The sequence below is a fragment of the Bradyrhizobium algeriense genome, assembly GCF_036924595.1.
GTDB lineage: Bacteria > Pseudomonadota > Alphaproteobacteria > Rhizobiales > Xanthobacteraceae > Bradyrhizobium > Bradyrhizobium algeriense.
The window spans coordinates 1851883-1864303 of the sequence record NZ_JAZHRV010000001.1; the positions used below are offsets into that span (position 1 = coordinate 1851883).

Sequence of the window (12421 nt, forward strand, 5' to 3'; positions counted from 1 at the left end):
TTCAAGTCGCGCCGCCAGCGCGGCACCGTGCCGCCTGCGCCTCACGGCACGGGCGGCGCCGGCTGCCGTCAGATTGTCACGCGGCTGCCGTCGAAGCGCGTGAAGGAGAAGCCGTCGAAGGGCTCGCGGAGCGTCGTGCGCTCGTCCCTCAGCATGCCGATCGCCACTTCCTCGCCGATCGCCATGGAGGCGGAAGCGTCGGAACGCCAGTGGATGCCCGCCCAATTCCGTCCGAAACCGAAATTCACCGCGAGCTTGTTCAACTCTCCGCCAACCGTGAGCGGCGGGCCGCTATAGGGCACGAGCTTCGTCGGGTCAGCCGGATCGGGCTGTACCGGGTTGGCGATGACGCGGGTCTCGTCGAAAAACGCCTTCAATATGGTAGCCGTGACGGCCCCAACGCTTGTGGCACCGCCGGGATAGGTGGAGTGAAGCGGCGCTCCCTCCGGATAGGTTTGTGACAAGAGATAGGTGCCGTATTTGGCTTTGCTGCGATCGACGGCTTCCGATTTCAGGAAGTTCTCATGCAACGGATAATCGCTCACGCCGTTGGCGAGGCGATGGTGCGCCAGACCGCCATAGGCTTCAGGTCGCACCGCCCGGTGCACGAAATACTTCTGCCAGTAGGCCGCGCGGACGGAGTTACTGATCCCCGTGGTGAGCAATGCCTGCACATAGGGTAACCCGAAGGTGCCCCCCGCAGGTTGCTGTGTCTTTGATTTCCGGTACGGGTTCGATGGGTAGGACACGGGCTCCGTCGGCGGATACATGCCGGTGTAGCGTGGGTCCGCTCCGCCGCCGGGGGTGGCAAGGATCAATGCTGCCGCCCACCCAAGTGCGGGACCACTATGGATATACTCCGCGAGATCTCTTCCCGTCGTGATGTATCGCGGCGTCGCGTCGAACTGTATCCGGCGTTTCGGTGCGGTGCCGTTCTGGGTCGCCAGCCATTCCTCGTATTCGGTCAGGAATTCGTTGGAGGGCAACGCCGTGCGAATTTGAGCACTGATCCACTGCGCGGCATAGGGCACGTCCCGAAGCAGGAATTGCGAGATCATTGGTCCGTCCAGAACGCCTGCCGGCGTGACGGAGCGACCCTTCGGGTCAGCCGGGTCGAAATAGAGCGCATTGGCACGGAACAGCGTACCGGGTGTGACCCGCCCGCCGGACTTCGGCCCCCGGAAATCGGCAAGCTTGTTGATCTCCTCGGTTGCCGCAAGCACGTCGCGATGGGTGGTGTCGTCGCGCAACTCGGTCAACGGAACGTCGCGAAGCAGGGCTTGCCAATAGACCTCGACCGCCTCGCCGCCGCGCTCCGCACTCGCAAGCTCCGGTGCCGGCGGTATCGCAATCTGGGTAGGGTTCATGCCGCTCAGACTGACGGCCTGGGTGCCGATGGGGTTGACCAGTTTGCGCGTGCCGCCGAGCGGGATTTTCTCGAAATCAGCTGCTTCGGCCGACTGGCAAGCGGCATAGAGCGCCTGCCATGCCGCTTGCTCCACTTCGCCGCGTTTGTCATGCGGCAGGCCCCGTGTATCGGACCCGATCTTGTTGGTGTAGCGCGCCTCATCGCCATTCGCCGGGTGCGGCGGGATCGGAATTTTCTCGTTGTTGCTCGCGCAGGCCTGTCGGACTTCGAAGGCGCGGCGCTTGAACGCCGCGTCGAGCGGGCGCACGTCCACGCCCACGCCCACAGTCTGCGCCGCAGCCGGGGCTACTCCGGGCATGCCCGGCGGCGACGTCAACACGGCGGCGCCAACGGCGATGCCGGCCCCGCCGAGCAGCGAACGGCGCGTGACCGCGGTGGCCGGCAGGGCCGGCGATGCCAGATCGGATTCAGTCGAAATGGTGGGGTGGTGGTCGGCCATGGGGAAGTCCTCCCTCGCAGGCAAATCTAGGCAGGATTCCGCCGGGAGCCGTCCACTCTCTTGCGCCTGTCCTAGACGCGAAATGATTTCATCAGGAGGAAGCGGGAGGAGATTGACGCAGATCAATACGAGAGTCGTGCAGACCAATTGACAGGATCGGTACAAGGGTAGGGGCCGCTGATGAACCGAGACGATGTGCTTTTCTGGATTTCAATTACCTGGTCTGCCACGGTGTTCGGTGTGGCTCCGCTGCCGCGGCTACGCGCCCTTCAGATAATAATTCGCCCGTTTCCCGAGCGCGATCCGCCGCAGCACGCGGCGCATCGCCATGGAGGCGCGCAGCGGTCTTATCGCGGTCGTTACCGTGCGGTAGAACGCGAGCTTTAGCCTATCGAGCACGGGCTGTTTGCCGGGCGGCTGTTGCGGGAAGCCGATGCCGCGCAGCATCGAATTGAAGAAGTGCAGGTCGTTCAGCCGCCGCACTTCGCGCGTTTTCCAGGTGATCGCCATCGAGATCGAGAACGAGCCTGATGTGCGCACCCAGTGCGGCCATTGGTATGGCACGTAGCAGCCGTCGCCCGCGAACAGATGGAATTCCGTAGCCCGCGGCGCAAAGCTTTCGTCGTACTTCAGGTTGCGGTGCTTGGTCATCGAGCGCTCGATCTCGTCGTCGGAGACGATCGAACGATCGGTATTGTCGAAGATCGTGAAGAATTTTTCGCCGTGGATGTGGACGAAGAAATTGTCTTCGCTGTCGAGATGGAACGGCGTGGTCGAGTTCGGCGAGGACACGAACAGAAAACCCTCGACTTGCTCGAAGCCGGCGTCGAGCAGGCTGTTGAAGCCGCGGGCGCGGGCGACCGACAGCAGGGTGTCCTCCAGCAGGCGGCGATACTCCGGCGAATTCTCCACGCGCTTGAGCACCATCCAGGCGCCGGCGGTTTCGATGCGCTTCACCACTTCGACCGGATCGAGGTCGACGGAGGGAATCGCGTCCGGATCCTGGCTGATCGCGACCTTGCCGGAATTATATTCGATCAGATCGCGCGGCAGTTCGGCCGCGAGCTGCGCGATGCGCGGCAGCGTCAGCAGCGGATGGCCGGCGAGCTTGTGATGGATCGCAAACGGCTTGAGCGGAAAGTCGCGGCGAAGCGCGTCTTGATCGGCCGTAATCACGGGCGCAATGGCGGCGAGCGTATTCATTTAGGATTTCTCCTGCCGTGCTCTGGCGAAATGAACCATGCGGCGTACCGGCTCGCGGATCGCGCTGCGCAAGCCGAGCGCGGCGCGGATCAGCGACACGACCGGATCGCCCCGTCGCAGCGGGATCAAAACGTCGCCGATCGCGAGGCGTCCGCGCCAGATCGGGTTGATCATGGGATGGTCGGGGGCGGCGGTGGAATCCACCATTGAAATGGCCGGATCCGCGCAGAGATGCCGGGTCAATTCCAGCGTCAGCTGCACGCCCGGCGAAAACTTCGCAAAGCGCTCGTCGACGCCGAGCTTGAAGTAGAAGGCGCGATCCTGATGGCGCAGCACGATGGCCGCGGCCACCGGCGTTTCGCCGGCCCGCAGGGTCACGATCTCGCACTGGCCCGTCTCGGCCAGCGCTGACGTGGCGCGGCGGACGAAGGCCGCATCGCCGTCGTCCTGGCCGAGCGCGGTGCCGCGCTGCCCCTTCCAGCCGCTGGCCTCCAGCATCAGGAACGTTTCGACAGCGGTGGTCATTTCGGCGGGCGTCCTCGCCACGTCGAAGTTGATAGCACCGTGTTCGGCGAGGCGATTGCGCTGACGGCGCAGTTCCTTCAGTTTCTTCGCGCCCAGCGCCTCGCGCAGCACGTCGTCGGCATCACCGGTGGTATCAAGGCAGGCGCGGACATGCGATTGCAGCACCGCGGGCTGCATGCGGCTGCGATGCAGCACATCGGTAAAGGCTTTCATGGCCGCGCCATCAAGCGAGGTGGCGCGGAAGATCAGCGCATGCGCGCCAGCCCTCCGGGCCTGCTGCAGAATGCCCGTGACGGCTTCCTCCGCCATGTCGCGATCAAGCAGCGGCGTGCAAAGCGTGCCATAGGGATCGGCGCTGACCAAAGCGGGCAGCGGGATTTTGTAGGCGCGCCACATCGAGATCACAGGCACCAGGCCGATCAGGCTGGACGCATCGCGCCACGCGCCGAGCGCGTCGGTGTCGCCGCGGCCCCGCGCCGAAGCGTTCACCGCCAATTCCCATTCGGGCAAATAATAGCCGTTCGGCTCGGCGGCGCGTGCCGAGAGCGCGCGCCAGGGGCCTGCGGAAACGCCGGCGAGCGGCGTCAGCGCCCCGACGGCGTCTGGCGCGCGTGCGTTCGCATCCTTGCTCGATGCACGACGAGCCGTCGATGTGTCGGCAATGTCAGCCACTTCCCCGAATCCCCGTTCGCGATTTATGTGACCGACGACACCTTGAGGGGGCCGCCCGGCCATCGCGTTCACGGGGCAACGCTAATGGAAAGAGGTGGAAGATTGCGTTGCAGCGAAGCTCGGATTTGAGCGGTCGCGTTAACGGATCGTTCAGCCTGATCAGGGCGCTCAGCCGTTACGCCACCTCAGCGGCTGCGGGAGCGGTGAGGAATTTGGCTTCGAACTCGCTCGCCGGCATCGGCCGTCCGAAGAAATAGCCCTGTCCCTCCTCGCAGCCCATCCTGATCAGGAAGTCGGCCGTGGCCCGGTCCTCGATGCCTTCGGCGATGACCGACAGGCCCAGTTGCTTGCTCAGCCCGATGGTCGAGCTGACGATCGCTGCGTCGTCGGGATTGACCAGCAATCCGAGCACGAAAGAGCGGTCGATCTTCAGTCCATCGAGCGGGAATTTCTTCAGGTAGCTCAAGCTGGCAAAGCCGGTGCCGAAATCGTCGAACACGAGGCGCACGCCGAGCGCCTGGATCTTCAGGAACGTATTGAGCGCGCTCTGCTCGTCGTGGAGCAGGATGTCTTCGGTGACCTCGAGCTCGAGGCTGGTTGGACTTAAACCGGTGCGGGCAAGGGCCTGCGCGACCGAGCTTGCAAGGTCACCCGACTGCAGTTGGGAGGGCGAAAGGTTGACGCCGATCCGGAGTTTTTGTCCGGCGCGCTCCCAGGCGGCCGCCTTGGCGCAGGCGGTTTCGAGAACCCACTCCGCTATCCGTTCGGAGATCGGCGAGGTGTTGACAACCGGCATGAATTCCCCCGGCGAAACCAGGCCACGTTCGGGATGACGCCAGCGGATCAGGGCTTCGGCGCCGATCAGACGGCCGTCGGCCAGTTGTATTTGTGGCTGGTAGAACAGTTCGAATTCATTGCGCTCCGCGGCCAGCGCCAGCTCCGCTTCCAGCGTCAAGCGGGTTTCTAGTTCGCGGCGGATCGAATCCTCGAACAGCACGTGACCGCCGCGCCGGGTTGCCTTGGCGCGGCTCAGCGCCATGTGGGAGTTGCCCAGGAGCTCGGCCGCCGTCCGCCCGTCGGACGGGAAGACAGCGGCGCCGATGCTGACCCTGACGCGGAGGTGACGCGTGCCGACGAGCAGCGGTTCGTCGAAGCCTGCACCGATCTGCCCGGCAAAACGGCTGACGTTTTGGCCGATGGCATTCGCCGGAACTGCGATGGCGAACTCGTCTCCGCTCAAGCGCGCGATCAGGCCCGTCGCCGGCATCACCTCCATCAGCCGCTCTGATATGGCGCGAAGCACGAGATCGCCACTGGCATGACCGAGCATGTCGTTGACCTGCTGGAAGCCGTCGATGCCGATCACCAGCAGCGCTACCTTGCGGCCGTCAGCCCCGGCTTTGGCAATTTTCGCTTCAAGCTTGGCATGAAGGGTATTGCGGTTGATGAGGCCGGTCAGCGTGTCATGTTCCGCCAGGTATCGAATTCTCTCGGCTTCACGCTTGCGCACCGAGATGTCGCGAAGGATCGCGCCGAACTGAAATCCATCAGTACCCTGCCAGCCGGAGAAACTGGCTTCGACCGGAAACACCTCGCCGTCGCTGCGGCGTGCGTCGAACTCGATCACCGTGCCGGCGGCGAGTGCTGCTGCATCCCTGACGGAAAATGCAGGCGTATCCGCATCGCGGGCGCAAATCTCGTCGAACGGCCGTCCGATCATCTCCTGAGGCAGATAGCCGAAGATCGCGGTCGCGCCGGGATTCCAGACCGTGATCAGGTAATTGGAATCGGTGCAGATCAGGCCGTCGCCGAGCGACATCGCCACGCGCTGAAAGCGGCTCTCGGCGACCCTGCCTAGCAGATCGCGGATGTCGATTTCGTCGAGCGCGATCGCGGCGATGTAGACGATGATGGCGATCTGAAACAGCGAGGTGTCGAGAATGAGCGGGAAAGCCGCTTGCAGGGCAAGCGCACCTGTTTCTAGGGCGACAGAAGTTGCGGCGAGCAGCGCCACGCGCTTGCCGGCGGAAAGGCGACGCCATGAGAACAGCATGAGCAAGGCGAGCAAAGCGAGGCCGGTCAGCGTGACGATTTGCGAAGTCCATTGCAGCGCGCGGTTCTGCAGCAGCGATTCCGCGGCCAGTGTCTGCAGCACGGGGCCGGACACGATCGCGCCGTTCGGGACGCTGAAGCGGTCACCGAGTTCGAGCGCCGTGCCGCCGACGACGACCTTCTTGCCTTGCAGCTTTTGCAGTGTCGCCGGGTCGCCGCGCAGCACGTCGGCAAAGGATACTTTGGGGATTCCCGCCGTTCGGATGCTGAAGTCGATCAGAAAGGGCGTGCGCTTCTCATCGTATTGGCCGGCGAGCACGGCAGCCATCGCGGGCACGAATTTGCCGTCCAGCTTCTCGCCGAACGGGTAACGGCGGACGAGGCCGTCGGGTCCGACCTCGACATTGACGAGCGCCGGCCAGGAATGTTCGGCGAATTGCGGCAACGGGCGATTGACGTGAAGCGTCGTCCTGTCGGTGCGGGGCTGCTGGAAGGAGGGCAGCACCACCGATCCGCCGGCGCTCTGCAGGGCTTCGGCAAAGTTCCGGTCCGACGCCGCGTCGGAGGGCGTGGAGAAGTCGACATCGAGCGCGATGTCCTGGACGTCCGCCTTCTGAAGCTGCCGGAGCAGCTCGGCGTGGAGCAGGCGCGGCCACGGCCAGACGCCGATCCTGTCGATCGACGATGCGTCGATCGCGATCACCACGATATCGCCAGAGGCCTGGCGCGACTGCCAGGCAAAGCGCAGGTCGGCCAATGCGTGGCGAAGCGAATTGTGCCAGCCGCCCGCCAACACGATTGCGAGCGCAATCACCGCGAAAATATGCGGCCGATATCGTTTCACATGGTCACCATTCTGGTGGTTGGGAATGCGGCGTCGCTACGCCTGATGGCTGTCAGCTCTGCAATTGACGTCGCAAACTAGTTCCTGCCCCGGCCGTTACCATTGCCATTACCGTTTCCGTTGCCATTACCGTTCCCATTCCCCTTGCCGTTACCATTGGCCCCGTTGCCATTCCCAATCCCGTTGCCGTTGCTATTGCCGTTGTTGCTCTTGCCATTGCCGCCACCATCCGACCCGCTGGAGGCGGCTATCGTGGTGCTGACGCTGGAGGCCGCGGCGTTGCTCGAGCTGGCTGCGCCATTGGCGGCATTGCCCTGGCTGTTGTTCGCCACGGCTGAATCGGACTGGCTCCAGATTGTATCGTTCTTGGCGTCCCGCGATCCGCCATGCACCGCCGACCCGTCACGGGCGAGGCCGTGCGTGGCGCGGTGGACGTTCAACCGGACTTCACCGATCGATGACGAGATCCGGGTGACGCCATGCTTTGCGGGCTGCACGCTTGTATGCCGCAATGGCTGGACGCCCTGTCCATTTGTGGCGTGGCGGATCGCGGTAAAGCCTCCGCGCGGCACCGGAACGCGCTCGATCGACGGTGCGCGCGGCTTGCCTTGCTCGATCGGGGCGAGGGCGCCGGAGCCGCCCAGCGAGAGGCCGGTCTTGCCGTTGGCGAACGCCGTAGCATGTTGGCCCGCCATCACCTGGGCGATCTGGCCCGACTTGAAATCTGCGACTTCAACCTGACCGCGGACCACGTCGACGGTGGTCTTCCCCGCGTTGACGGTGACGCGGAATTGCGTGCCCTTCACCACGGCCGCGAGGTAGGGAGTCTCGACCTCGAAATGCTTGACGTTGCGCTTCTCGACGTCGAGCAGGATCGAGCCGGCCTGCTGCTTGATCGTCGTCGAGAGTCCTTCCTTCTTCTGGGCGGGGACGCCGACCACGGAATTCGGCGAAACCAGGATCATTTCATCGCCGCGCTTCAGGAGCACGCGCCCGGTGCGGCCGGTGCTGATGGTGTCCCCTGGCTTCAGCACGTCCTCTCTCAGCGCCGCTTGCTGCACGCCGCTGCCCGTGAGCCATACCTCGCCCGAGGACTTGCTGACCGTCCAGTCGCCGCCGTCAGCGGCGAAAGCGGCGGAAGCCGTCGCCAGCACGAACACGGTCGCGAGTGCTCTTGAGACGTGAGGGATCGCACGCATGAAAACTCTCTCTGATTGCCGCTTTGTCCCGGTTAGTAGCGGAAATGTTTCAACATTGAGTGAGCGGAAGCGGTGAACTGCGCGAGCCTCGTTAACGATTCATTGACCATAAAATCTTATTAAAAATCATATGGGTAGGGGCTCCCTTAACGATTGGCGCTTGGCGTCCGTACTTCTACGGAAGTGCGCCCATGCGGCTTTATCCCGGCACCACCTGAGCACCGCCGGCCTCGTCCTCTGGACCCTGACCGGCTGCCTTCCGGCGCAAGCGCAGCATGCGAACCAGCCGGGCTATGATCCGCGGCAGACCGAAAAACGTTTCGATGATCAGCAATCGAGCCAGGGCGCAAACGGGCGGCCCCGGCTGCCGTTGCCGCAATTCGCCCGGCCGGAGGGGCAGGGGGATTCCAGGCCGCTGTTCGTGCTCCGCCATGTCTCGATCTCCGGCGCCGTCGCAATGCCGCAGGAGCGGCTTGCGGCGACGTATCAGTCCTACATCGGGAAAAAGGTTTCGCAGGCTGATCTCGCGGCTATCGCTGCTGCGGTCAGCGACGTCTATCGCGCCGCCGGCTTTCACCTCAGCCGGGCGATCGTTCCTCCACAGGACATCCAGAGCGGCCGGCTTCGCATTCAAGTCATCGAAGGCAGCATCACGGAGCTGGCGCTGGAGGGAGACGGCGCCGAACAGTTCGGCGTCCGGCCGATGCTTGATGCCGTGCTGACTGAGCGGCCCTCGCGGCTTGCGACGCTCGAACGGCAGTTACTGCTGATCAACGGACGGCCCGGCGTGCGGATCGAGGACACCGCGATCGAGGAGATCGGCACCGCGAGCGGCCATTTTCGCCTGATCGTGTCTTTGAAGACGTGGCACCTCTTTACGTCGTTCGGCGTCGACAATCTGGGATCGTCGTCGGTCGGACCGTGGCAAAGCTATGGGACGGCGGCGTTCAACTCCTATCTCGCTCCCGGCGATTCCCTGGTGTTGAACCTGTCGACCACGCCCGGCGATCCGCGGCAGCTCGCGTTCGGCCGCCTGTCCTACGAAGTGCCCGTCGGCGCCGACGGCGCCCGCATCGGCGCATCGGGCTACTACAGCGAGGTCTGGCCCGGCGACTACCGCCATCTCTACAGCGACAACATCAAGACCGAGTCGTTCGAAATTCACGGCAGCATCGCTGCGCTGCAATCGCAGAAATCGAGCCTGACGCTGACCGCGGCGGCCGGATTCACCAATGCCACCGAAAACGATGTGTTCGGCCCGATCTATGCCGATCGTATCCGCACCGCCAGCCTCACGTCGGACTATCGGCTGCAGGACAGTTTCGGCGGCACCAACTATCTGACCGTGAACTATCGCCAGGGCCTCGACATTCTCGGCGCCTCGCACCGCGACGAGGACTATCTGTCGCACGACGGGGCGTCCGGCAAATTCTCCGCGCTGAATTTCTGGTTCACGCGCTACCAGACGCTGTCGGATGCATGGTCGCTGAAACTCGCCGCGGCCGGCCAGACGGCATCCGGCCCGCTGTTCACCTCGCAGCAATTCTATCTCGGCGGCATCGCATTCGGACGCGGCTATGGCAGCGCCGAGATCAGCGGCGATAACGGTCTGGCGGGCTCGGCGGAACTGCGCTTCGACCAGAAGACGAACCTTCAATATCTGAGCGGTTATCAGATCTACGGATTCGTCGACAGCGGCGTTGCCTGGAATGACGGTTACCAACTGAGCGACGGCCTGTCGCTGACATCGGCCGGCGGCGGCGTTCGCTTCTTCCTCGTCGACGGCCTGCAGGCCGACATCGGCGCTGCCGCGCCGCTTACCTATCGCGCGCCTGACAATCCCACCCGCGGCGCGCGGGTGCTGTTCTCGCTGACGAGCGCGCTGAAGCTTTGTCCGGTGCGGGCGACGACGCGCTGCCTGTAGCGCTAGACCGGCTCGTAGCTCTCGGTGTTGCAGGTATCCTCGGCTTCGACCTTTTGGCGATCGGCGATCACGCCGCCGGAAATCTCGACACGATAGGTCCGCGTGCCCAGCGGTTTGCCGGTCACCGAAATCACTTCGGCCTTGACGCAGGCGGTCCAGCCCGGTCCGCGGAGGTTGGGGCGCGGCTCGGAAACGCGAACACTGGTCGGCTGCGAGGCCGCGGTGAACACCGAATCCAGTTTCTCCTTCAGCATGCGCTTGACGTCAGGCGCCGGCTCGAGCGCGGGCGGCTCTGGCGCCTTGGCGCGCATGAACTCGGGCACCGGCGAGCGGACGTCGGCAAAGCCGCAACCCGCAAGCATCAGCGCCGCGCCCGCCATCAGCGCTATGTGAACCACGATCCGCCGCATCCGAGGGCGGTTTTACCCCGAACACGCTGCGGTAGAACAGGGTATGTTGACCAGATCGCGATCCCGATACTGTGATTGAGATCACTGCGCGGGACTTGGGCCTGCGACAACATCGCCGTTGAATGGAGCGCTTGTCACGCCCCGAACGGCGCGGCCGGCTTGAACCTTTGGCTTCGGGACCATGACCAATCCGTAGCCTGCATTGCCGGGAGGTGGCATCATGTTCCGTCACGCGCTGTTCACATTGATGATTCCCGCTGCGGTTCTTTTGGGCGCACATTCGGCCTCTGCCGAAAGCCGCCTTGCGCTGGTGATCGGCCAGTCCGCCTATCGCTCGGTGCCGGCGCTGCCCAATCCGGCCAATGACGCCAAAGCGGTCACGCAATTGTTGACCGATTCCGGCTTCGAGGTCTCGACCGCGTCCGACCTTTCGCAAGGCCAGATGCGGGAAGTAGTCAGCGACTTCGCCGGCAAGGTCGCGGCCAAGGGCGCCGATACCGTAGCGCTGGTGTTTTACGCCGGCCATGGGCTGCAGATCGACGGCGAGAATTTTCTGGTTCCGGTCGACATCGATCCGAAGCGGGAAGCCGACATTCCGATCCAGGCGGTGCGCCTCAACGACATCCTGAACACGCTGACGTCGGTGCCGAGCAAGATGCGCATCCTGATGCTCGACGCCTGCCGCAACAATCCGTTCCCGGACCTCAAGACCGCCGGCGGCGGGCTTGCCCTTGTCGATGCCAAGGTCGGCTCGCCCGGCACGTTCCTGTCGTTCTCGACCTCGCCCGGCGCGGTCGCGGAAGACGGCTCCGGCTCCAACAGTCCGTATACGAATGCGCTGCTGGCGGCCGGCAAGGAACAGAACATTCCGATCGAGGAGACCTTCAAGCGGGTGCGGCTTGCGGTGAACAAGGTCACCGAAGGGCGGCAGACCCCGTGGGACAGCTCCTCGCTGACCGAGGATTTCCGCTTTTCGGGCGCATCCGTCGCCGGGCCGAAGCCTGCGGTCGCTCCGAAGAAATCGGTCGCCGAGTGGACACGCGATCTGAAGGGCAAGCCGGTCGAGGCGGCGAACGAGGTGATCGTGGCCGACGGCACCGACGAAGCGTATGAGGCCTTTGCCGGCCTGTTTCCGCAGACCGCGCTCGGGCGGCTGGCGCGCGACTGGCTGGTTCGGCACCGGCGCATGGTGGCGTGGAACGAGGCCGTGCTCATCAACACCGCGTCGGGATATCGCTCCTTCCTGGCGAAATTCCCCGACAGTGATCTTTCCGCGACCGCGCGCAAGCTGGAACAGCGGCTGCGCAACCGTCCCGAGTTCACGCCGGCGGTTGCCGCCGCCAACGCCGCCGTGCCGCAAAACGTTGCGCTCACCGGGCCGATGTGCCCCTGCAACGTGCAGCCGCCGTTGCCGCAGCCACTGAAGGTCAATGCCCCGGTCCGGCGCGTCGAGCCGGATCCGCCGAAGAAGCGGGTCGATCGCAAGCCGCCGCGTCGGAGCGAGCCGGATGACGACGTCGTGGTCGTTCGCCGTCCGCCCCCGCGCGTGGTGTACGACCCGCCGCCGCGCGAAGTGTACGAGCCATCGAGACCGCCGGTCAGCATCGGCATCGGCATCGGTCTCGGCGGATTTGGCGGCGGCCGCGGCGGCCATGGCGGCAACTATGGCGACCGGGGTAGATACTGAAGTGGCAATAGGGTAATCGATCCCGCAAGCGTTGCGT

At 64.4% G+C, this 12421-nt stretch carries 8 protein-coding genes; 2 read left to right on the top strand and 6 right to left on the bottom strand.

Going from position 1 to position 12421, the window contains the following annotated elements; genetic code table 11:
* Nucleotides 1–68: 68 nt before the first annotated feature.
* The 5 genes from V1286_RS08950 to V1286_RS08970 all read right to left on the bottom strand — a co-directional run bounded on the left by V1286_RS08950 (nucleotide 69) and on the right by V1286_RS08970 (nucleotide 8363).
* Nucleotides 69–1868 carry a vanadium-dependent haloperoxidase gene (locus tag V1286_RS08950; protein ID WP_334478986.1) on the bottom strand — a complete coding sequence of 600 codons (1800 nt, stop codon included), beginning with the start codon at nucleotides 1866–1868 and terminating at the stop codon, nucleotides 69–71.
* 258 nt (nucleotides 1869–2126) lie between these two features.
* Nucleotides 2127–3071: a cupin-like domain-containing protein gene (locus tag V1286_RS08955; RefSeq protein WP_334478987.1), complete on the bottom strand. Its 945-nt coding sequence runs from the start codon at nucleotides 3069–3071 to the stop codon at nucleotides 2127–2129.
* Nucleotides 3072–4268, bottom strand: coding sequence for a GNAT family N-acetyltransferase (locus V1286_RS08960; protein WP_334478988.1), 1197 nt, complete (start codon nucleotides 4266–4268; stop codon nucleotides 3072–3074).
* 175 nt (nucleotides 4269–4443) lie between these two features.
* Nucleotides 4444–7164: an EAL domain-containing protein gene (locus V1286_RS08965; RefSeq protein WP_334478989.1), complete on the bottom strand. Its 2721-nt coding sequence runs from the start codon at nucleotides 7162–7164 to the stop codon at nucleotides 4444–4446.
* A gap of 77 nt (nucleotides 7165–7241) precedes the next feature.
* The gene (locus tag V1286_RS08970; protein WP_334478990.1) at nucleotides 7242–8363 is read right to left on the bottom strand and encodes a FecR family protein; all 1122 of its coding nucleotides are present in this window, start codon (nucleotides 8361–8363) and stop codon (nucleotides 7242–7244) included.
* Nucleotides 8364–8523: 160 nt separating this feature from the next.
* On the opposite strand from V1286_RS08970, the gene V1286_RS08975 reads away from it, so the two are divergent.
* On the top strand, nucleotides 8524–10287 hold the full coding sequence (locus V1286_RS08975) for a ShlB/FhaC/HecB family hemolysin secretion/activation protein (RefSeq protein WP_417021120.1): 1764 nt from the start codon (nucleotides 8524–8526) through the stop codon (nucleotides 10285–10287).
* 2 nt (nucleotides 10288–10289) lie between these two features.
* Here the strand turns inward: V1286_RS08975 and V1286_RS08980 are convergent, their stop codons facing one another.
* Nucleotides 10290–10685 (bottom strand): hypothetical protein, encoded by a 396-nt coding sequence (locus V1286_RS08980; RefSeq protein ID WP_334478991.1) that lies wholly within the window; start codon nucleotides 10683–10685, stop codon nucleotides 10290–10292.
* Nucleotides 10686–10917: 232 nt separating this feature from the next.
* Here V1286_RS08980 and V1286_RS08985 point away from each other — a divergent pair, with 232 nt between their 5' ends.
* Complete coding sequence (locus V1286_RS08985) at nucleotides 10918–12384, top strand: caspase family protein (protein ID WP_334478992.1); 1467 nt, start codon at nucleotides 10918–10920, stop codon at nucleotides 12382–12384.
* Nucleotides 12385–12421: the final 37 nt, after the last annotated feature.

Coding starts and splice junctions, on each gene's coding strand:
- V1286_RS08950 (WP_334478986.1), bottom strand. CDS start 1,868: ATGGCCGACCACCACCCCACCATTTCGACTGAATCCGATCTGGCATCG.
- V1286_RS08955 (WP_334478987.1), bottom strand. CDS start 3,071: ATGAATACGCTCGCCGCCATTGCGCCCGTGATTACGGCCGATCAAGAC.
- V1286_RS08970 (WP_334478990.1), bottom strand. CDS start 8,363: ATGCGTGCGATCCCTCACGTCTCAAGAGCACTCGCGACCGTGTTCGTG.
- V1286_RS08985 (WP_334478992.1), top strand. CDS start 10,918: ATGTTCCGTCACGCGCTGTTCACATTGATGATTCCCGCTGCGGTTCTT.